Raw genomic sequence first — 19,959 nt, 5'->3', positions numbered from 1 at the left:
AGTGTCGCGCGGAAAATTTATAACCCTGGAAGGCGGGGAGGGGGTTGGCAAGTCTACCAACCTGCAGTTTATTACCCAGTGGTTAACTGATCGTAATATTCCATTTATTCAAACCCGTGAGCCAGGCGGCACTCCCCTGGCTGAGCAGCTGCGGGAGTTGCTACTGGCTAAGCGTGACGAGGCTGTTGATCCCACGGCGGAGCTGCTTATGGTTTTTGCCGCTCGAGCACAACATCTGGCGAAAGTGATTATCCCGGCCTTGAAACGGGGTGACTGGGTGATTTGTGACCGCTTTACTGATGCCACTTATGCCTACCAAGGTGGGGGGCGAGCGCTTGACAGGGCTCTAATCGAGCGCTTAGAAAATGATGTGCAGGGAGATTTGCGGCCTGATAAGGTGCTTCTTTTAGATTTGGACCCGCAAATAGGTTTACAGCGCGCTGCCAGTACTGGAGCTGCCGACCGGTTTGAAAGTGAGCAGCTGGCTTTCTTCCACCGGGTGCGTGAAGCTTATCGTGAACGTGCTCAGGCAGCCCCTTCGCGCTATGCCGTTGTCGATGCTAGTCAACCTTTAGTGCAGGTCCAGCAACAGCTGGGGCAGGAGTTACAGCGGCTTCTTTGATGCACGCTTTAAAATATGGTCACCACTAGTGTGGTGAAGTTTCCAGTTACAAATTTGGCAATTGGCAGTGTCTGAAGTACCTGAACATACCCCTATTCCTTCTTTACTACCCTGGCAAACGGAACAGTGGCAACGGCTTGGTACCCAGTGGCGCGCTGGTCGATGCCCTCATGCCCTATTACTGAGTGGCCAGCCTGGTCTTGGCAAACGCGCTTTTGCTGAGGCTTTTTCTGCGCTGGTATTGTGCGAGCAGCCCAGAGAAGGGCAGGCCTGTGGAAGTTGCAAGGATTGCCACCTTTGGCAGGCGGGGTCGCACCCGGATTTTCTTCGGGTAGAGCCTGAAAAGGTAGGCGGTCCGCTTAAGGTTGAACAGATTCGCCAGCTGGGGGATTTTGTCTCCCGCACCAGTGGGCGCGGGGGGGCGCGCTTGGTATGGCTGGCGCCAGCGGAAGCTATGAACATCAATGCGGCCAATGCGCTATTAAAAAACCTGGAGGAGCCTGCGGCATCAGTGATTTTCCTTCTGGTCAGTGACTCTCCCGCAGGTTTACTGCCAACAATTCGCAGTCGTTGCCAAGCTGTTGCTTTTCCATCCCCTTCTGCAGAAATGGCATTGCAGTGGCTGCATGGATATGGTTTGAAGGAAGGTGCGGCAACCAAGGCCCTGGCGTTGGCCGGTGGGGCGCCATTATTGGCTGCGCAATTGGCCGAGCCAAAATGCGAGGAAGTTCGGGAGCGCTTTCTGGGGGAGCTAATTGCCCTAGCTCAGGGTAGTGCAAGGGCTGTGGCAGCTGCAGGTCGCTGGGAGACTCCGCCCGAGCCTGCAGATCTGGCCCAGCTTATTCAATTTTGGCAGCAGTGGGTTGCCCAAATGGCTAGGGTGCGCAGTTGTGATTCCACTGGCGATACTCAGGTTATGACCCTTCTTCAGAGGTTCCCTGGAATAGGGCAAGGCAGTTTGCGCCCACTGTTTGGTTTTTACGATCACCTCGTTCAGGCGCGTAAGGGGCTTGCGAGTGGAGCGAATCCCAATCGTCGCTTGTTGCTGGAGGAGTTGATGATACGGTGGTCTAGGCTTTTTGCTTAATGAGAAATGTAAAGCCGTAACCACACGCGGGGGGCATTAAGCTTCTTTCTACCGGGAACGTGTAGTGTTCTGGACAGAAACAGTACGCTCAGATAAGTTAGCGCAATATTTAAAACATTGAGGTTGAGCATGAAAGCCATGGGAGGCGGTGCCCGAAACGGCATCCTATCGCTGAAAATCCAGGATAAGTCGGTTCTCTATGCCGCTTATATGCCCTTTGTAAAAAATGGTGGCTTGTTTATCAGCACGGATAAATCCTACAGCCTCGGCGATGAAGTATTCCTGTTGTTAAGCTTGATGGATGAGCCGGAAAAAATTCCGGTGGCAGGCAAGGTTATCTGGATAACCCCTAATGGAGCCCAGGGAAACCGTACGCCGGGTATTGGCGTTCAGTTTGGTGACAAGGACAACATTGCACAAAACAAGATAGAAACTTACCTGGCTGGCACCCTTGAATCCAGTCGACCTACTCACACGTTGTAATTTTCACATGCTCGTAGATTCTCATTGTCACCTGGATAGACTGAAGCTCGATAAATTTGATGGCGATTTGGATGCAGTCTTGGAGTTCGCACGCAGCCGAGGAGTTGGGAAATTCCTATGTGTTGGTATCAGTCTGGAAAATGCAGATGCCGTCGTAGAAATCGCCTCAAAATATGAGGATGTTGTTTGCTCTGTTGGAATACATCCACTGGATGTTGAATCCGGTCTCGCTGGGGTGGACGAACTGATCGCGATGGCTGAGCGTCCCAAGGTAGTGGCACTTGGGGAGACTGGTCTTGATTATTATTACAGTACGGACACCAAAGAGACCCAACAGCAGAGCTTTATTGCTCACTTGCAGGCCGCAGGTCAGGTGGGGTTGCCGGTTATTGTGCACACACGCGATGCTCGTGAAGATACAATTCAGTTGATTCGAGAGTACGGAAACCCACAAACAGCCGGTGTATTGCATTGCTTCACTGAGAGCTGGGAGATGGCCAAGGCCGCATTAGATCTTAACTATTACATTTCCCTCTCCGGTATTGTGACATTTAAAAATGCTGAGGATCTGCGCGATGTTGCGCGCAAACTGCCCCTCGATCGCCTGTTGGTGGAAACAGATTCTCCCTACCTTGCACCGATTCCTTATCGTGGCAAGCCCAATATCCCAGCTTATGTGCGAGAAGTAGCCGAATTTATTGCTGAGTTGCGAGGAATTTCATACGAGCAGCTGGCTGAAATCACTACAGAAAACTTTCTCCGATTATTTCCTCGGGCTGCCTAAGCCCGGCTAGTTAGAAGTTCCCTATATGATGAAGCAACAATTGCAGGTCATGCTGACCCTGCAGGACGAAATTAATACCGTTGTTAACAAAAACTGGCGTGCGCAAAATTTTGCCTGGTATCGCGCGATCTGGGTAGAAAGCGCGGAACTCTTGGATCATTACGGCTGGAAGTGGTGGAAAAAGCAGCAACCGGATATCGACCAGGTAAAGTTGGAGCTGGTGGATATCTGGCATTTTGGCCTGAGTCTTGAGCTGCAACAGGGCTCTCCGGCCCAAGTTGCTGAAAAGATGCTGAGGGAATTAGAGGCTGGCCAGCGAGAGCCCGGTGATTTTCGTGAAGACCTGGAGGCCTTTACTTTGAGCACCTTGGCAAGTAAACATTTCGATCTGCCAGGGTTTGCGCAGCTTCTTGCCGACACAGAGATGCCTTTTACTGAACTGTATCAACGTTATGTAGGAAAGAACGTACTCAATCGATTCCGCCAGGATAACGGTTACAAAGAAGGAACTTATGTGAAGAACTGGGGCGGACGTGAAGACAATGAGCACTTAGCGGAAATCGCTGCTGAGCTTGATGCCTCGGCAGTAGATTACAGCGAGCAGGTTTATCGCATTTTGCAGCAGCGTTACCGGGAAACTGCCTCGGCTTGAGCCTTTTTTTGGCGTCTCTTATAAAAAATTAAAGTTTTGTTAGGCAAATTGAGTTGGGAATTGCTCCGCTTGAGGTGAAATTTGCTCAAGAGGCCCTATAATGCGGCCGCTTACAAACGAGGAGAACTATCGTGAAAGCACCTGTTCGTGTTGCTGTTACCGGCGCTGCCGGTCAGATCAGCTATTCGCTGCTGTTCCGCATCGCTTCCGGCGAGATGCTGGGTAAAGATCAACCAGTTATTCTGCAGCTGCTGGAAATTACCCCGGCACTAGAAGCGCTGAAAGGCGTTGCTATGGAGCTTGAAGACTGCGCCTTCCCGCTGCTCGCGGGTATCGTTCAGTCCGATGACGCTACTATTGCGTTCAAAGATGCAGATTATGCTTTGCTGGTCGGCGCGCGTCCCCGTGGACCGGGTATGGAGCGCAAAGACCTGCTGGAAGCTAACGCTGCTATCTTCTCTGCACAGGGTAAAGCCCTGAACGACGTTGCTTCTCGTAACGTAAAAGTACTGGTTGTTGGCAACCCGGCTAACACCAATGCCCTGATTGCTCAGCGCAATGCGCCAGACCTGGACCCGCGTAACTTCACCGCGATGACCCGTCTGGATCACAATCGCGCTCTGTCCCAGCTGGCGAACAAAACTGATTCCAGCGTTAACGACATCACCCATATGACTATTTGGGGCAACCACTCTTCGACTCAGTACCCAGACCTGCACCAAGTGAAGGTTGCCGGTGCTGCGGCGATGGATAAAGTGGAGCAGGAGTGGTACGAAAACGACTTCATCCCGACGGTTCAACAGCGTGGTGCAGCTATTATCAAGGCGCGCGGTGCTTCTTCTGCGGCTTCCGCTGCCAATGCTGCTATCGACCATATGCGCGATTGGGCCCTGGGCACCGCTGAGGGTGACTGGACCAGCATGGCTGTATTCAGCGATGGTTCTTACGGTATTCAGGAAGGCCTGATTTACTCTTTCCCTTGCACCTGCAAAGGTGGGGATTGGGAAATCGTACAGGGTGTTGAGATCAATGAGTTCTCCCGCGAGAAGATGACTGCGACCGAGCAGGAGTTGGCGGAAGAGCGTGATGCAGTCGCTCACCTGCTGCCCTAACCCTGTCGATTGATCGGCCTTGATGGCTGGTTCGTCTAAAAAGCCCGCACCAGTGTGTGGGCTTTTTTATTTGGCTCTTCGGCGCTGATTTATTGACTTCGCTATAGCTATAAAATCGCCAGCTAGTCCAGATAAAAAAGTTTGCGTATTTCAAGTAAGAAGTAAGTGATACCAGTGAGGGCATTTCCTCTTATTTTTTCAACCCCGCCAACAGTGGCTTATTCCGAAAGGCTAGATTAGGGTTCCTTTAGCCGCAGCTTAATAAAGTGACTTTTGCTAATGGTATTTAAAATAGAATGTGGTGGCCTGAATACTGGCGGGTCGTTATACGAGTGTGGGCTGATGGCGGCGGCACTACACTGATTAGGTAAGTATTGTCTGGAAGTATTTGCCATGGTCACAGAAGTCGGCCGCCAAGCCCCTCGATGCGCCTGTATTCTTCTTCAGCCTAATCAATCCCTGTCGGCAACGGGAAACCTTTGGGTGTTCTTTTCCCTGGTTGGCGTTTCCCTTGGTATTAGTTTGGCTTTTGCCTTTGCTGGGGCTTGGATGATCCTGCCATTTGCAGGGTTGGAAATTTTACTACTCGCAGTTTTATTCACCTATGTCTACCTAGAAGGGACCCGTCGCGAAGTAATCCGCATTAGCGATGAGCGGGTTGTGTTCGATTGTTGTAAAGGGTTCCGCCAGCAATCTGTCTATCATCGGGAGTTCTCACGGGGAAATCTTGCCTTGCTGGTGAGGATGGGTAACAGTCCGGCTGAGCCTGCCTCGGTGACCTTTAGCGGTCCAGAAGGATGCCTGGAGGTAGGTGAGTTTTTAACCGATGCAGAGAAGGCAGAGTTAGTGCAAAAGCTGAGGAAAATAGGCATTTTTGCGCGCAGGGAGAAGGAGTTTCGCCTGCACCAGTTTTGAATGATGGAGTTCTTGGCATTTCAGTTAGTACTTTTCGTTATAATCCCCCCAAAACTTAAACCAACACTTCAGGGGATTTCTTATGTCTTTTCCCAAAATTGGCAATTTGGCACCAGCATTCACACTGACAAACCAAAGCGGAGAGAAGGTTTCACTGAAAGATTTCCGCGAAAAAAGCAATGTTGTGCTTTATTTCTACCCAAAGGCACTGACCCCAGGTTGTACAACACAGGCTTGTGGTATCCGGGATAGTGCCGATGCGTTTAAGGAGCTAGACACTGTTGTTCTCGGTGTGAGCCCAGACCCAGAAGCTAAGTTGCAGCGATTTATTGATAAACATGAGCTGAACTTCGACCTCCTGTCCGATGAGGATCACAAGATTGCGGACAAGTACGGTTGCTGGGGGCTGAAGAAGTTTATGGGCAAAGAGTATATGGGGCTAATCCGGACAACTTTTATCATCGACAAAAGTGGACGCTTACGCCATGTTATCGACAAAGTGAAAACCAAGACCCACAGTGATGATGTGCTTGGCTGGGTGGCTGAAAATCTGGATTGATTATCTGTTACACAGCTTCTGCAAACTCTTTTTAAGGGGGGAGGGTAGCCTCTGGCCCCCGAATTTCCTTGAGTTTTCATTGAAATTGCGTACCGGGGCCATTCAATTTTGTCTTCTGCGGCACAATAAGATGAAAAAAACCACTGTCGTCCCTTGCATTCTCAATTCTTGGTCTATACTGGCAGATGTAAAGGAAAGGTGCGCCGGCGAGAGAGTGTTTCTCTTTGGGTATTGCCGGAGCGGTTAGTTTAAAAATTGTACATCTCTGTGAAGGATTCGATGTCTGTTTTTGGTGCATCCCGCATCGAGTAGTAGTCCGCCGAAGTTGTAGGTGTGTTGGTGTGGGCAGGGGCAACCGGGATTCGCTGGATGCGGACATAGAAAAATAACTGCGGCTCACGGAACTCAAAAGGAGCAGCTCGATGAACCATACTCAGCCCGACCAGACTTCGCTCTCTGAAGATAAATCCCTGCAGCAGGCCAGAATATCCGGCGACCCGAATATTCTCGACCAGCTGCTGGCCCCACCGGAAGCTACCAGCTTTGGCATTGCTGCCAGAGTCATCGATGTGCTCGAACAGCGCATTGGTAAGGCTTCTCTCGCTATTCGCCCCGTTGCTTCCGACTTAAGCATGTCCACCCGGACTTTGCAGCGTCGTTTGCAGGAGCATAACTTGAGCTTTGCCTCACTGCGTGACCACGTGCGCTTCCGCCACGCGGTGCACTTCCTCAAAGATACCGCCCTGAGTGTTGACGGAATTTCAAGGATTTTGGATTTTTCTGATCGGACCAGCTTTACCAGTGCCTTCAAGCGCTGGACCGGTATGTCGCCAACTGGTTATCGCCGTCAGGTGCGTCAACGCTTTTAAGTGAGTGCGAATTGGTTAGGCCGGTCTCTTGTTGATCGGCCCAATCCGTTGCCTCAACAGGGGAAACCCGTTAGAGTTGGCGGCAATTTTATAGGCTGACTCTTTGAGGTTTTGCATGAGCTTTTTTATCCCCTCCGCCATGGCACAGCAAGCGGCACCGGCGCCACAGGGTAACCCCATGATCACCCTGTTGATGTTTGCGGGCTTGTTCGCTTTCATGTGGTTTTTTATCATCCGTCCTCAGCGCAAGCGCCAGAAGGAGCATCAAGAGTTGGTTGGTGCACTGAAAAAGGGTGACGAAGTCGTGATGAGCAGCGGTATGCTGGGTCGTGTAGACAAGGTGGACGAAGATTACATCGTGCTGGAAGTTGCAGACAATATGTCTTTGAAGTTCCAGAAAGTAGCAGTTCATGCTGTTTTGCCCAAGGGCACGATAAAGAAGATCTGATAGCTTTTTACTAGATTTTTTAGTCATTCAGATTGGAAAGCCCGGCATATGCCGGGCTTTCTCGTTTTTCGGCAAGTGAGATTTACTCGGGCGATACTTCTGGTTAATTGATTTAGAAATTTTCAGGAGGTCCTATATGCAAAGCGATAGCCAAAATGCTTTGAAAGCAGCCATTGTTAGAAAAGTTACGGCACTTCCTAAGTTATCCAAAATTCAAGTGGATCCACCAGTTAAAGAACGGGGAAGTTTTCACTTTCAAGTTAACCTCTCGGCTAAAGCAGCTTTGGAAGAGGGATACCTGAAAACTGCGACTGTACAAGCGAACGTACCGGGATGTGGTGCTTTTGAATTACTCTGCGATGAAGGCACCATTATTGGTGGTGCGGATAGCGCACCGGCACCACTTGATTACCTATCAGCAGGTATTGCTTTTTGTTTTCTCAGTCATATCAGCATCTACATTAATCAGAACAAACTGAATATTGAAAGTGTCAAGATTGAGCAACAGATGCGTTTTAAGGCTGAGGTGTACAATATGCAGGAATGTACTGATATTCCACCTAAGGGGGTCTGTGAAGGAGTAGAAACCGTTGTTTTTGTTAAATCTGCAGAGTCGAGGGAAGCGATTGAGAGAATGGTGGGAGTTTGCCGCGCTGCCTGTATGGGATTACAGACTGTAGTAAATGCTGTTCCTGCCAGGATTACATTGGCTTTTAACGAGTCCTAGAATTGTTACCTTTACGGGAGATTTAGCATAGACAAGGCTTTATGCCTTTACCGATAAGCCTTTTTGGTATTTGCAGTGGAACTTGCTATGCCTGACAGTTTGCCGATTTCTTTGCCTGAGCGGATACGTTTAGCCCATCTTCCCACGCCTATACAGCCGCTGGATAGGATTAGTAAACAATATTCCTTTCCTTTTGGCGGCCCTAGAATTTGGATAAAAAGGGATGACCTGACTGAATCTGGAATGTCAGGTAATAAATTGCGAAAACTTGAGTTTGTTGTTGCTGAGGCCTTAAAGCAGGGCAGCGATACCTTGATCACCGCTGGGGGTATTCAGTCCAATCATTGCCGCACCACTGCACTTGTCGGTGCTCGCTTAGGACTCAAAGTGCACCTGTTATTGCGTGGTGAGCCCATAGCCCAAGCAGATGGAAACCTACTGCTGGATCAGTTGGCGGGGGCAGAAGTGAGCATCCATTCGCCTGAAAATTTTGCCAAAGATCTCAAGCGGCTGTTCAATTTTTGGTCTGATCAATATTCGAAGCGCGGGCACATTCCCTTCCGTATCCCTATTGGTGCCAGCGATGGTCTGGGATTGTGGGGGTATCTCTCGGCTTCGCAAGAACTTATTACAGATTGTCGAATGAGAGGATTCCGGCCGGATCATATTGTGTGTGCCACTGGCAGTGGAGGTACCCAGGCGGGTTTAACGATGGGGTGCTATCTGCTGGGGCTTGGTGTTCAGGTCACAGGTTATGCTGTCTGCGATAATGCCACTTATTTTCAAACCAAAGTGAGAGAGGATATCCGCCATTGGAGCAGGTTATCGGGAAACCCTGTGGATTTGCAATCTCTGCAAGTGCATGTGAACGCCGACTATATTGGGCCGGGGTATGCCAAGGCTGAACCTCCAATCTACGAAATGATTGAAGAGATTGCTGCTCTAGAGGGCATCTTGTTGGACCCTATATATACCGGTAAAGCTTTTTATGGGCTGATGCAAGAATTGAGAAAAGGCCATTATAAAGGATCTAGTAACCTGGTATTTCTGCATTCGGGGGGGCAGTTTGCCTTGTTCCCCTATCGTCATAACTTCTCTTTTAATAGGGTTTAGGCCCCTTTACTGTTCTAGTGCTTCGGAAGCTGCTAACCTGCGCAACAAATTACAGCTGTGGCTGTATATAAAACAATCAGAATTGGTTCAGAGAAGTGGGGGGTTAGTTTGGATTCCTTTAATCAGCTGCTACTGTCGTTGGACGGTATGCTCGGATCGGCACCTTGGTTCCCGTGGGTGCTGCTCGGGGTAGGTTTCTTTTTTACTATCTATCTTGGGTTTCCGCAATTTCGTTACTTTGGACATGCGATTAAGATTGTCCAGGGGAAATATGATAAACCCGGTGACCCAGGAGATACCTCTCACTTCCAAGCACTGGCTACCGCTCTTTCAGGAACTGTAGGTACCGGTAATATCGGTGGTGTTGGCTTGGCTATTTTCCTGGGCGGCCCGGCCGCTTTGTTTTGGATGTGGATGACTGCCTTCCTGGGGATGACAACCAAGTTTGTCGAAGTCACACTGTCACATAAATATCGTATTAAAGCGGCAGATGGCTACTACGCAGGTGGTCCTATGTTCTATATGGAGCGCCGTCTCAATATGAAGTGGCTGGCAGTGTTATTTGCCATCGCCACAGTAATTTGTTCCTTCGGTACCGGAAGCTTGCCCCAGGTGAATAATATTGCCCAGGCGATGCACGATTCTTTCGGTATTGAGAAAGCGCTCACTGGTGGTGTGCTTGCCATCCTGCTGGGGATGGTGATCATCGGTGGCATTACCCGAATTGCCAAGGTTACCTCCACTATCGTTCCGGCAATGGCACTGATCTATGTAATTGGTGCGTTGGGTGTGATTTTCTACAATATAGAAAATATCGTCCCTTCATTTGTGGCCGTTTTCCGTGATGCCTTCACTGGAAGTGCTGCTGTAGGTGGTTTCCTCGGAGCCAGTTTTGCCTATGCCTTTAACCGTGGTGTGAATCGTGGCCTCTTCTCCAACGAGGCGGGGCAGGGCTCTGCACCGATTGCTCACGCCGCCGCACGTGCCGATGAGCCTGTTTCCGAAGGCATGGTTTCACTACTGGAACCGTTTATCGACACCATCATTATCTGTACTCTGACTGGCTTGGTAATCTTATCTTCCGGTGTATGGACTGAAAAACACGAAAACCTGTTTGAGGGGGCTGACACATATGTTGTCGAAGGTCGCTACGAAGAGAGTGACCCCAAGCAGGTTAAACAGCTGTTTAATTACTTAAGTGGTCAACCCAGTGATGTGAAGCCCTATAACGGATCAGTGGTTGTCACTGATGGGCAGCCTCTAAACCTGCAGGATTTCACCCTGATTCATGCACGCTCAATTGCAGAAGATCTGGATTTCCGTGTTGGTGAAGATCAGTTTAGCGGTGTGCTTAATGTTGTTGATGGTAAGTTTGCTAATGAGGATGTGGATATTTGGGGTAAATCCCTGGTTCATTCCGTTGCATTGACCAGTAAAGCTTTCCAGCGCGGTTTCTTCGGAGAATACGGTGGCTTGATTGTAACTCTGGGTATTCTCATGTTTGCTTTCTCGACCGCTATCGCTTGGTCCTACTATGGTGATCGCTCTATGATCTACCTGTTTGGTCCGAAGGCGGTAATGCCTTACCGAATTGTGTATGTGATAGCTTTCTTCTGGGCGGCGATTGAGGACACCACCGTTATTTGGAACCTGTCTGCGGTAGCTATCGTCATTATGACCTTACCGAACCTGTTTGGTATTACGATATTGGCGAAGGAGATGAAGTCAACGGTGAGGGATTATTGGAAGGACCCCAGCCATAAGTAACTTGGCTTGCAAGGGTTACTCCTAGAATGAAAAAAAGGCAGCCTAGTGGCTGCCTTTTTTAGTGTCTGGTCCTGTTGGTATGGCAACGGGGCCAGAATGTTCAGCAGATAAGCTTATTCTGCTTGGGCGCTGAGTGCTACACCGGAGTATGTCTGGTAACCGCGAATACTAATGTACCAGGTACCTGCTTGTGGGTTGCTGATGTTGCAGTTCTCATCATTACCCCATTTATATGGACGACAATCCCAGGTGTTTCGAGTTGGTGCTGAGCCAAAGCGAACATAGAGGTCACCGTCCCCACTGCCACCAGACATTACCGCTTTCAGGGATGACATACCGCTGTCCACATCCAGGGTAAAGTGCTGCCAGGCATTAGCGGAGCCAGACAGATTGGTTTTTTCCCAACCGCCGGGGTTGCCACCGCCACCGTCAGTGAAGCTACCTACCAGACTGACACCGGAGAAGGAACTATAACCACGCACCATCACATAGTAGGTGCCTGCTTGTATGTTGGAGATCTCACAGGTTTCATTGTTGCCGGTAGTGTAGGGACGGCAGTCGTATGTGCTGGTGGTTGGTGCTGAGCCAAAACGTACATAGAGGTCCGCATCACCGGTGCCACCAGACATATTAAAGCTTAGGCCGGTAGCGCCAGCAGGAACATCTAAGGTGTAATGGAGTTCATCGCCAGAGCCGCCACCAAGGTTGTCAACGGAAACTCCATTTTCAAGCTCTCCAGGAGGAGGTGGTGGAGTGTTATCACAGGTAACTCCTACGGTACTGAAGGCGGTTGTAACATCCGCTTTACTGTACCCTAGGTCTACAGCAGCTTGCTCAACACCGCAGGCAGCCTCATCGTAGTCAGAGTTTGAGCCCCAGTACATCTGGTTAGCGAGGACAAAAATATCAAATGCCTTGCGAGTATCCCAGCCGTTGGTATTGGCGATCAGATAGAAAGCTCGATTGTAGACACCGGAGCTATAGTGTACGTCCATACCGCTGTAATAATCGTCGGCATGCCCAATGGAGCGTCCATCCTGTGTCGGGTCTTCAAAATAACGCAAGGCGCCATTGGCTTTGAAAATCTGGGCTCCAACCAGCCAGTCGTTACTGCCAGTCATAAAGTATTCAGCGGCTTCACCAGAGATATCGGAGAAGGCTTCATTAATTCCCCCTGGTTGTTGACTGTAAACTAGGCCAGAGTTCTGCTCGGTAAAGCCGTGGCTGACTTCGTGAGCCGTAACATCCAGGCTGACTAGGGGGTGGAAGGTGTTTTGGCCATCGCCAAAGGTCATCTGGCTGCCATCCCAGAAAGCATTTTCGTAGTTATTACCGTAATGTACGCGAAGGCGCAGCTTTTGAGTCAGCGGTGAAGTGTTGTACCAGTCACTGAACATCGCGAAGACCACGCCACCAAAATAGTGCGCGTCATTTAGCGGTGAATAAGCACCATTGATTTCTTTGTGATCATTGTAGGGGCAGTTGAATTGATGGACGCTACCGCCACTGGTTCCATGATTCAGGTTCACAGTTTCAACGTTGGTAGTATCCATACGGCAGTTGGCATCAACCTGCATGGAGGGGAAATCGGTACCATATTCATAGCGGCCCGTTTTTACATTGCCGCCAGGACCTTGTGCATCTTGGAAGGTGAGGCCATCCCAATGCTTAATCACTTCACCGGTCATGGCATCAATAAAGTAGAAGGGGCGCTTGGGGTCGTCTCCATACTCGACCCAGTTCACCAGGTAGGCCAGGCGAGCCTCATCTTGTTCATTAATGTAAACATAGAGCTCTTTTTTCTGGTTTTTGGCCTCCAGTTTAAGCACTGGCAGTGACAAAGCACCCGACATCACTCCCTGTTGTGCGCGCAGAGAAACCTGATGGTTCATGGCGCGATCAAGGGCATTGCCCGCGTCAATTGCCGCGCGCACGGTGGGCACTTCAAGTTCGAGTCCGGTAAGGATATTACCGTGCATCTCGGTAATGAGCCCCTGTCCAGAACTGGTTACGGTCTGTCCCCACACGGGTATGCCTTTGTGGGTTTGTTGGTAGCGGGCGACGGTTTTGCCATTTCCCAGAGTACGCTCACGAATTTTTACCAATGCCATATCAGATCCGGCAACGGTATTTAATGTCTGTGGCGAGAGCATATCCGGAGTGGCTGGAACACGGTCGGCAGCCTGCGCACTAATAGCCATAGCTAAAGTGCAGGTAAGTCCTATGAAATGCTTCATTGCTAGCTTTCCCTTATTTAACTTTTTTATTAGCGACCGAGCATCAGCAGCTGGAAAACAATCCAGTAAGGAATTACTGATTGCTTCAGCAACTTGATGCAAACGGTCTTTATGGTTGGTAAGACAGCAGAAGAAGGCCGGGCATCTGGGGTGGGGCCAATAATTGGCAATGACGTCCGCTTTCTCAAACCGGTTGCCCAAATATTCCGGGCAACCTGAGATTACCTTGCATGTGCTTAGTGGCAACAAAAAGGTGATGACAAACTCATATATTTGAATTGTTTTCGATATTTTTGCTTAATTAGTCACAAATCAGCAAATAATATCCTGCCGAGGAATCCAAATTGATGCGCTTAAATAAACCCGATAAAAGGGTGGTGCGCCAGCCGAGAATAAAATTTCAGAAAAGTCTCAAAAATATTTTTTGGGATTATCTATACGTTGAGAAGTAGATATTCCCGCTCCCAAGAACTGATAACTCGGTTAAATTCCTCGTATTCATCACGCTTTATTGCGCTCCATGCTTTTACGAATTTTTTGCCAAACATTTCAGCGGCGCCTTCACATTCCGTTAAAAGATTGAGGGCGTGCTCTTGAGTGCGGGGTAAGGTAATGGTCTCTTTGGAGCAGTCGCCCTGATACGGTGCGCTAGGTGCTACCTTATTGATCATACCGAGATAACCGCAAGCGAGAGAAGCCGCAATGGCGAGATAAGGGTTGCAGTCGGCACCAGGAAAACGATTTTCCAATCTTTTTCCTTGAGGTGAACTGTCGGGAACTCTAAGGCCGGTAGTGCGATTGTCATAGCCCCAATGCAGGCTTGTCGGGGCGGCCATTTCGGGAGTGAAGCGTCGATAAGAATTCACATTTGGGGCTAGAAAACTAATGAATCCTGGAGTGTACTCCTGCATACCGCCAATAAAATACATGAAGCTATCGTTTTCATTTCCATGGTCGTCTACAAATATGTTCTTCTCTGTTTTTAAGTCGACAACACTTTGGTGAAGATGTAATGCACTGCCGGGTTCGTCCTCCATGGGTTTGGCCATAAAGGTGGCATAAATTCCGTGGCGCAGAGCAGTTTCTCTGACGGTGCGTTTAAAGGTGAAAACTTGGTCGGCGAGTTGAAGTGGGTCTCCATGAAGGAAATTGATTTCCATCTGCGCGGTTCCTGATTCGTGAATCAAGGTATCTACATCGAGCCCCTGCGCCTCACAGAAATTATACATATCCTCAATAATGGGTTCGTATTCGTTGGCAGCGTCGATGCTATAAGACTGTCTGGTTTTTTCCGTGCGGCCAGATCTGCCAACGGGTGCTGAGAGTTTTTCATCTGGATCAAGATTGCGCTTTATGAGGTAAAACTCTACTTCCGGAGCAACGATTGGTTTCCAGCCTTTCTCTTTATATTTTTCCAAAACGAATTTGAGGATGTTCCGCGTACTAATCGGATGTGGTTGACCATCCCGGGTATAACAATCGTGAATAATTTGAGCAGTGGGATCATTGGCCCAGGGGTTAAGTCGAACGGAATCGGGATCTGGCACCAGCAACATATCCGTATCTGCTGGGTCCACGAGTTCATTGTGCTCATCGACATAGTCGCCGGTAACGGTTTGCACAAGGATGCTTTCAGGAAGTCGGCTGTCCTGGGTCAGGAACTTATCTGTAGGCGTAAATTTGCCTCTGGCATTACCCGACATATCCGGCACCAGGCACTCCACCTCGGCAATATCGTGTTCGGCGAGCCAGCTTGTAATCTTGTCCATTTGTTAGAGACCCAGTGTGTTTCCATCTACATGTCTGACCAGTATATGCCTGACCCTTATATAGGCGGTAGCCGCCAGTGCAGGCAAAAATAATGACTTGCCGGATATATGTGGGGGGTTATGGGAAGCCTGGCACGGCAGGCAAAAGGGAATTACCATTTTGCTATTCTCGGGGCCGAACTATTTCAGAGCCTCCCGCATACTCAACGCCTTGAAGGGCTGCATTGATGAAAACCACCTCTGGTTATACAGATTCTTACTACTCAGCAAGTGCCAATCCGCTTACCTCCTATCCCCAGCTGGATGGTGTCCGGGAGGTGGATGTTTGTGTGATTGGGGCCGGCTATACCGGGCTCTCCACAGCGTTGCATTTAGCGGAACGGGGCTACAAAGTGTCTGTCTTGGACGCGCAGCGTGTGGCATGGGGCGCATCTGGTCGCAATGGTGGACATGTTGGGGTTGGGCAACGGCGCTGCCAAAGTGACTTGGAAGAAATGTTCGGTGTGGAGATTGCCAAGCGGTTTTGGCAATTTAGCCTTGAGGCGGTGCGGCTGGTAGAGCAGTTGATTGATAAGCATCAAATTAATTGCGACCTGAAGCGAGGGATTATGCATCTCGCAGCCAAACCCAGCCATGACAACTACCTGCGCAAGGAAGCCGAGCTTCTTCAGGAGCGTTATGGTTACTCGGGTGTGCGTTATGCCGATGAGCAGGAGGTGGGTGGCCTTGTAGGTACAAGGCGTTATTTAGGCGCGCAAATTGACAGTGGCTCCATGCACCTTCACCCATTGAACTATGGGCTTGGGTTAGCGGCGGCTTGTGTCAGAGCTGGGGTCGAGCTCTATGAGCACAGCAGAGTGACTAGCTACCGGGGAGGGAATTCCTGTACCGTCGAAACAGCCAAGGGGCAGGTAAAGGCGGCTAAGGTTATATTGGCCTGCAATGGCTATCTCGGAAACTTGGAGCCGCGGCTGGCTGGCAAAATTATGCCAATCAATAATTTTGTTCTGGCCACTGAACCTCTGTCTGAGCCTGCTGCTCAAAAATTGATCGCCAATGATTATGCAGTACAGGACACACTGTTTGTTATCAACTACTGGAAGTTATCGGGAGATAACCGCCTGATTTTTGGTGGTGGTGAGAATTATACGGCCAGCTTTCCTGCAGATATACGCAAGTTTGTACGGAAAAAAATGCTGCAGGTGTATCCGCAGCTAAAGCAGACCCGAATTGAATATGGCTGGGGCGGCACTCTGGCGATCACTATGAATCGCATGCCGCATATGGGGCGCCTGGAGCCCAATATCTATTACAGTCAAGGTTACTCGGGCCACGGGGTGCCTACTGCAACCTTTGCGGGAAAACTCCTCGCTGAAGCAATTGCTGGCACTGAGGAACGCTTTGACATCATGACGAAGATCCCAACAGAGACTTTTCCTGGTGGAACCCTTTTGCGTTGGCCGGGCCTGGTGTTGGGAATGCTTTACCACAGTTTGCTTGATAGGTTTGGGCATTGAAAGAGGTGAGGTGGCTGGACTGTTGCTGGTGAAATTGTCGACTCCTTTGGTGTTAAGATGCTGTGAGTTGCCATTAGGAAACCGATCTTGTCCAGTACCGAACAGCATAAGCGCAAAAGCCAATTAACCCCTCGCCGCGAGCCGGTCCAAGCCCGTGCACGGGCTCGAGCCCGGCAGATACTCGATGTCACCGGGAGGCTCCTGGAAGAGGTCGGGCTCGATGATCTCACTACTATCCTAATTGCGCGGAAACTCGATATTTCAGTGGGCTCCCTCTACCATTATTTCCCCAATAAACATGCGATTCTCTATGCTATGGGCGAGCAGTGGCTCGCTAGTATCAGTGAGGCCATGGCTGAGCTGGCAGAGCTCGATCTCGAGCATATGACACTTGGGAGTTTTATTGATGAGTTTGTTGGGCGCCTTCTAGCTGTGTACCGTGAGCAGCGAGGGCTGCTGCCATTGGCCCAAGCTATGTGGGGAATTCCCGAGTTGCACGAGCTGGATAAGAGCCATGACGAGCTGGTGATCGGGCACCTGGTGGATATGTTCCATCGCTTGGGCTTTACCTGCCCGCCCAATGAAATGAATCGCTTGGGTCGGCTCACACTGGAAAGCTGCCATGCGCTATTGCTGGTGATGGTTAACCAAGCAGAGGTGCGTGCTTACCGTACCCGTGAAGATTTACAGCGAATGCTTTTCACTCTGTTGAACCTCAGAGGAAGCGATAATAGTCCCGAGGGGCTCAGTGATGTGGAGGCGCCCTGATGGCGATGCGTCCGGACAAACTGGTAATCGCGATTTCTTCTCGGGCACTGTTCGACTTGAATGATAGCCATAAGGTTTTCGAGGAGCTGGGCCTGCAAGCTTTCTCGCGCTATCAAGTAGAGCGGGAGAACGATGTTTTGCAGAAAGGAGATGCCTTCCACCTGGTAGAGAAATTTCTAAAAATCAACGAGCAGCTTGAGGGGGAGCCCAGGGTCGAGGTCATCCTGCTTTCCCGTAACAGTGCTGATACAGGACTTCGGGTGTTTAACTCAATTGAGCACTATGGTCTGGATATTACCCGGGCTGCCTTTTGCAATGGTGAAAGCCCCTATCGCTATATCGGTCCATTTGGCTGTAATTTGTTTCTCTCGACTGATGGCTTGGATGTTCGTCGCGCCTTGGATCAGGGGGTTGCTGCAGCAACTTTGGTGGCTGGGGGTAACCGCGAGCAGCGCGACGATGTTTTGCGCTTTGCCTTTGATGGTGATGCGGTAATCTTTTCTGACGAGGCTGAGCAGATTTTCAAGCGGGATGGGCTGGATGCCTTTACCCGTGCAGAGCGTGCCTCTGCACAGATGCCACTGGGTGGAGGGCCTTTCAAGGGATTTCTTGAGGCTCTGCAAACATTACAAGCGGAATTTGGTTTAGAGAGTTGTCCAATACGCACCGCCCTGGTGACGGCAAGGTCTGCGCCAGCCCATGAGCGGGTAATTCGTACGTTGCGTGCCTGGGACATCCGGGTAGATGAATCGGTATTTTTGGGGGGGCTTCCAAAGGGGGAATTTCTGCGGGCATTCGGTGCTGATGTGTTCTTTGATGACCAGCCGGCGCACTGTGCCTCCGCAGCCGAGCATGTGGCTACAGGTCATGTGCCGCACGGTATTGCCAATATCGCAAATAGTGATGCCTGAGTATTTGAGCCCTTTCGGGGCCAATTAATACTGGAAAGTCGATTGACACCCGCCGCTCTTCACCGGATATTCATCTGTCCGTTGGCCCCGGCTTCGATTGGCTGCTATTCTTTTCTCGCATAACTCAAGATGTTTTTTATAACTAACAATTTATATGTCAGAGTTGCACTCGTCCTGGGGCGGGGTGATTGATATTAAAGGGAGGACTTATGAAGCTGCAGCAGTTGCGATATATCTGGGAAGTGGCGCATCACGATCTCAACGTTTCTGCTACTGCGCAGAGCCTCTATACCTCCCAGCCGGGCATCAGCAAGCAGATTCGCCTACTGGAAGATGAGCTGGGGGTGGAAATCTTTGCCCGCAGCGGCAAGCACCTCACCAGGGTGACGCCAGCGGGGGAGGCGATCCTCAAGACCGCTGGCGAAATTATGCGCAAAGTGGAAAATATCAAGCAGGTTGCCCAGGAGTTCAGCAATGACAAGAAGGGCAGCTTGGCGGTTGCCACTACCCATACCCAGGCGCGGTATGCGCTGCCCCCGGTTATCAAGCTGTTTATTTCCCGTTACCCTGATGTATCGCTGCATATGCACCAGGGAACCCCCATGCAAATCTCGGAAATGGCAGCCGATGGTACTGCGGATTTCGCTATTGCTACCGAGGCACTAGAGCTTTTCAGTGATTTGGTGATGATGCCGGTTTATCGCTGGAATCGTTGTATTTTGGTGCCTAAAGATCATCCTCTCTGCCATGTCAGCAAGCTGAATCTTGAAGAGGTTGCAAAGTATCCGATCGTCACTTACGTGTTTGGCTTTACCGGCCGCTCAAAATTGGATGAGGCATTCCTGGAGAAAGGGCTTTCGCCTAAGGTCGTGTTTACCGCCGCGGATGCGGATGTTATTAAAACCTATGTGCGCCTGGGCCTCGGTATTGGCATAGTGGCGGATATGGCGGTGGATGGTGAGGATGAAGATTTAGTTGCTCTGGATGCCAGTGATTTGTTCGAGCCCAGTATTACCAAGATCGGCTTTCGCAAGGGAATATTCCTGCGAGGCTTTATGTATGATTTCATCCAACAGTTTGCTCCGCATCTCACCCGGGAATTGGTGGATCAAGCTGCGCATGCTACTTCCAGAGCTGAGGTAGATGCACTATTTGCCGATACAGAGCTGCCGGTTTATTAGTATTGCGGTGTAGCTGGCTGGCAGAGGCTAAGAGGCCTCTGCCTGTTGGATCAGGGGTTGTAAAACTTCCTTGGCAAATTTGAAGTAGACGGTATAGATCTCTGCTTCTTGCCCTTCACGCTCGACCACAAAGAATGGCGCTCGATCCACATTAAATTGCTGTGCAATTTGCATCCCGGCACTTTGCGGGTCGCGCACGTCAGCTATCAAAGTTTGATCGATAAATTTGAGTTGTTCGTTCACTTCCAGTTTTTCCTGCACATCCCGGCATTTGGCGCAGGGTGAGCCATCGGCGAGTACTTTTTTGACTAGTGTGATCTTCACAATAAATTCCTTGATCCAGTTAAGCGCTGAAATTGGCACTACTGGCATTGAATCTATCAGATGGCCTAATAACTTTGAAATATCGATCCTAGATAGTTCTATAACCAAAATGCT

General features: G+C 50.0%; 21 protein-coding genes. 17 read left to right on the top strand and 4 right to left on the bottom strand.

The window, feature by feature from the left end:
• Window position 1 precedes the first annotated feature (1 nt).
• From tmk to bcp, 8 genes are all read left to right on the top strand, one after another.
• A complete protein-coding gene (gene tmk / locus ACJJH9_RS10600; RefSeq protein ID WP_444904920.1) occupies window positions 2-622 on the top strand; it encodes a dTMP kinase in 621 nt (206 codons plus the stop codon).
• Window positions 623-689: 67 nt separating this feature from the next.
• Complete coding sequence (locus ACJJH9_RS10595) at window positions 690-1,709, top strand: DNA polymerase III subunit delta' (RefSeq protein WP_444904919.1); 1,020 nt, start codon at window positions 690-692, stop codon at window positions 1,707-1,709.
• Window positions 1,710-1,838: 129 nt separating this feature from the next.
• Window positions 1,839-2,192 (top strand): PilZ domain-containing protein, encoded by a 354-nt coding sequence (locus tag ACJJH9_RS10590; RefSeq protein ID WP_020415211.1) that lies wholly within the window; start codon window positions 1,839-1,841, stop codon window positions 2,190-2,192.
• 7 nt (window positions 2,193-2,199) lie between these two features.
• On the top strand, window positions 2,200-2,976 hold the full coding sequence (locus tag ACJJH9_RS10585) for a TatD family hydrolase (protein WP_444922716.1): 777 nt from the start codon (window positions 2,200-2,202) through the stop codon (window positions 2,974-2,976).
• A 28-nt stretch (window positions 2,977-3,004) separates the two neighbouring features.
• Window positions 3,005-3,628 carry a dUTP diphosphatase gene (locus ACJJH9_RS10580; protein WP_444925216.1) on the top strand — a complete coding sequence of 208 codons (624 nt, stop codon included), beginning with the start codon at window positions 3,005-3,007 and terminating at the stop codon, window positions 3,626-3,628.
• 131 nt (window positions 3,629-3,759) lie between these two features.
• A complete protein-coding gene (locus ACJJH9_RS10575; protein WP_444890161.1) occupies window positions 3,760-4,740 on the top strand; it encodes a malate dehydrogenase in 981 nt (326 codons plus the stop codon).
• Between the two features lie 393 nt (window positions 4,741-5,133).
• The gene (locus ACJJH9_RS10570; protein WP_444886357.1) at window positions 5,134-5,655 is read left to right on the top strand and encodes a DUF2244 domain-containing protein; all 522 of its coding nucleotides are present in this window, start codon (window positions 5,134-5,136) and stop codon (window positions 5,653-5,655) included.
• Window positions 5,656-5,737: 82 nt separating this feature from the next.
• Window positions 5,738-6,214 (top strand): thioredoxin-dependent thiol peroxidase, encoded by a 477-nt coding sequence (bcp, locus tag ACJJH9_RS10565; RefSeq protein ID WP_252081827.1) that lies wholly within the window; start codon window positions 5,738-5,740, stop codon window positions 6,212-6,214.
• Between the two features lie 248 nt (window positions 6,215-6,462).
• On the opposite strand, the gene ACJJH9_RS10560 is transcribed toward bcp, so the two are convergent.
• A complete protein-coding gene (locus ACJJH9_RS10560) occupies window positions 6,463-6,645 on the bottom strand; it encodes a hypothetical protein (RefSeq protein WP_252081826.1) in 183 nt (60 codons plus the stop codon).
• On the opposite strand from ACJJH9_RS10560, the gene ACJJH9_RS10555 reads away from it, so the two are divergent.
• The 5 genes from ACJJH9_RS10555 (at window position 6,637) to ACJJH9_RS10535 (ending at window position 11,138) form a co-directional block, all read left to right on the top strand.
• Window positions 6,637-7,083 carry a helix-turn-helix domain-containing protein gene (locus tag ACJJH9_RS10555; protein WP_020415217.1) on the top strand — a complete coding sequence of 149 codons (447 nt, stop codon included), beginning with the start codon at window positions 6,637-6,639 and terminating at the stop codon, window positions 7,081-7,083. The genes ACJJH9_RS10560 and ACJJH9_RS10555 overlap by 9 nt on opposite strands.
• Before the next feature lie 115 nt (window positions 7,084-7,198).
• Entirely contained in the window at window positions 7,199-7,531 is a 333-nt protein-coding gene (yajC, locus tag ACJJH9_RS10550; RefSeq protein ID WP_020415218.1) for a preprotein translocase subunit YajC, read from the top strand.
• A gap of 136 nt (window positions 7,532-7,667) precedes the next feature.
• Window positions 7,668-8,258: an OsmC-related (seleno)protein gene (locus ACJJH9_RS10545; RefSeq protein WP_444886356.1), complete on the top strand. Its 591-nt coding sequence runs from the start codon at window positions 7,668-7,670 to the stop codon at window positions 8,256-8,258.
• 87 nt (window positions 8,259-8,345) lie between these two features.
• A complete protein-coding gene (locus ACJJH9_RS10540) occupies window positions 8,346-9,371 on the top strand; it encodes a D-cysteine desulfhydrase family protein (protein ID WP_444886355.1) in 1,026 nt (341 codons plus the stop codon).
• 108 nt (window positions 9,372-9,479) lie between these two features.
• Complete coding sequence (locus ACJJH9_RS10535) at window positions 9,480-11,138, top strand: alanine/glycine:cation symporter family protein (protein ID WP_444922715.1); 1,659 nt, start codon at window positions 9,480-9,482, stop codon at window positions 11,136-11,138.
• 113 nt (window positions 11,139-11,251) lie between these two features.
• Here the strand turns inward: ACJJH9_RS10535 and ACJJH9_RS10530 are convergent, their stop codons facing one another.
• Together ACJJH9_RS10530 and ACJJH9_RS10525 are read right to left on the bottom strand one after the other, a co-directional pair.
• On the bottom strand, window positions 11,252-13,375 hold the full coding sequence (locus tag ACJJH9_RS10530; RefSeq protein WP_252081821.1) for a M4 family metallopeptidase: 2,124 nt from the start codon (window positions 13,373-13,375) through the stop codon (window positions 11,252-11,254).
• 434 nt (window positions 13,376-13,809) lie between these two features.
• The gene (locus ACJJH9_RS10525) at window positions 13,810-15,144 is read right to left on the bottom strand and encodes a glutamine synthetase family protein (protein WP_252081820.1); all 1,335 of its coding nucleotides are present in this window, start codon (window positions 15,142-15,144) and stop codon (window positions 13,810-13,812) included.
• Window positions 15,145-15,371: 227 nt separating this feature from the next.
• Between ACJJH9_RS10525 and ACJJH9_RS10520 the strand changes: the two genes are divergently transcribed.
• The 4 genes from ACJJH9_RS10520 (at window position 15,372) to cysB (ending at window position 19,521) form a co-directional block, all read left to right on the top strand.
• Complete coding sequence (locus ACJJH9_RS10520; RefSeq protein ID WP_444922714.1) at window positions 15,372-16,661, top strand: NAD(P)/FAD-dependent oxidoreductase; 1,290 nt, start codon at window positions 15,372-15,374, stop codon at window positions 16,659-16,661.
• Window positions 16,662-16,748: 87 nt separating this feature from the next.
• Window positions 16,749-17,429 carry a TetR/AcrR family transcriptional regulator gene (locus ACJJH9_RS10515; protein ID WP_444922713.1) on the top strand — a complete coding sequence of 227 codons (681 nt, stop codon included), beginning with the start codon at window positions 16,749-16,751 and terminating at the stop codon, window positions 17,427-17,429.
• On the top strand, window positions 17,429-18,340 hold the full coding sequence (locus ACJJH9_RS10510) for a 5'-nucleotidase (RefSeq protein ID WP_444886351.1): 912 nt from the start codon (window positions 17,429-17,431) through the stop codon (window positions 18,338-18,340). Before ACJJH9_RS10515 ends, ACJJH9_RS10510 begins: the two co-directional genes overlap by 1 nt.
• A 209-nt stretch (window positions 18,341-18,549) precedes the next feature.
• Window positions 18,550-19,521 (top strand): HTH-type transcriptional regulator CysB, encoded by a 972-nt coding sequence (cysB, locus tag ACJJH9_RS10505; protein ID WP_444886350.1) that lies wholly within the window; start codon window positions 18,550-18,552, stop codon window positions 19,519-19,521.
• Between the two features lie 27 nt (window positions 19,522-19,548).
• Here cysB and ACJJH9_RS10500 read toward each other — a convergent pair whose 3' ends face one another.
• On the bottom strand, window positions 19,549-19,845 hold the full coding sequence (locus ACJJH9_RS10500) for a hypothetical protein (RefSeq protein ID WP_444890165.1): 297 nt from the start codon (window positions 19,843-19,845) through the stop codon (window positions 19,549-19,551).
• Window positions 19,846-19,959: the final 114 nt, after the last annotated feature.

The sequence above is a fragment of the Microbulbifer mixtoriginis (SeqCode) genome, from assembly GCF_052466715.1.
Note: the sequence above shows the minus strand (reverse complement) of the source record. Positions and strands in the feature narration are given on the sequence as shown.

Excerpts from the sequence above, each read along its gene's own strand:
- ACJJH9_RS10570 (WP_444886357.1), top strand. The coding sequence starts at position 5,134 with ATGGTCACAGAAGTCGGCCGCCAAGCCCCTCGATGCGCCTGTATTCTT.
- yajC (WP_020415218.1), top strand. The coding sequence starts at position 7,199 with ATGAGCTTTTTTATCCCCTCCGCCATGGCACAGCAAGCGGCACCGGCG.
- ACJJH9_RS10585 (WP_444922716.1), top strand. The coding sequence starts at position 2,200 with ATGCTCGTAGATTCTCATTGTCACCTGGATAGACTGAAGCTCGATAAA.
- ACJJH9_RS10580 (WP_444925216.1), top strand. The coding sequence starts at position 3,005 with ATGAAGCAACAATTGCAGGTCATGCTGACCCTGCAGGACGAAATTAAT.
- ACJJH9_RS10540 (WP_444886355.1), top strand. The coding sequence starts at position 8,346 with ATGCCTGACAGTTTGCCGATTTCTTTGCCTGAGCGGATACGTTTAGCC.
- ACJJH9_RS10555 (WP_020415217.1), top strand. The coding sequence starts at position 6,637 with ATGAACCATACTCAGCCCGACCAGACTTCGCTCTCTGAAGATAAATCC.
- cysB (WP_444886350.1), top strand. The coding sequence starts at position 18,550 with ATGAAGCTGCAGCAGTTGCGATATATCTGGGAAGTGGCGCATCACGAT.
- ACJJH9_RS10510 (WP_444886351.1), top strand. The coding sequence starts at position 17,429 with ATGGCGATGCGTCCGGACAAACTGGTAATCGCGATTTCTTCTCGGGCA.
- ACJJH9_RS10560 (WP_252081826.1), bottom strand. The coding sequence starts at position 6,645 with ATGGTTCATCGAGCTGCTCCTTTTGAGTTCCGTGAGCCGCAGTTATTT.
- bcp (WP_252081827.1), top strand. The coding sequence starts at position 5,738 with ATGTCTTTTCCCAAAATTGGCAATTTGGCACCAGCATTCACACTGACA.
- ACJJH9_RS10520 (WP_444922714.1), top strand. The coding sequence starts at position 15,372 with ATGAAAACCACCTCTGGTTATACAGATTCTTACTACTCAGCAAGTGCC.
- ACJJH9_RS10590 (WP_020415211.1), top strand. The coding sequence starts at position 1,839 with ATGAAAGCCATGGGAGGCGGTGCCCGAAACGGCATCCTATCGCTGAAA.
- ACJJH9_RS10545 (WP_444886356.1), top strand. The coding sequence starts at position 7,668 with ATGCAAAGCGATAGCCAAAATGCTTTGAAAGCAGCCATTGTTAGAAAA.
- ACJJH9_RS10525 (WP_252081820.1), bottom strand. The coding sequence starts at position 15,144 with ATGGACAAGATTACAAGCTGGCTCGCCGAACACGATATTGCCGAGGTG.
- ACJJH9_RS10530 (WP_252081821.1), bottom strand. The coding sequence starts at position 13,375 with ATGAAGCATTTCATAGGACTTACCTGCACTTTAGCTATGGCTATTAGT.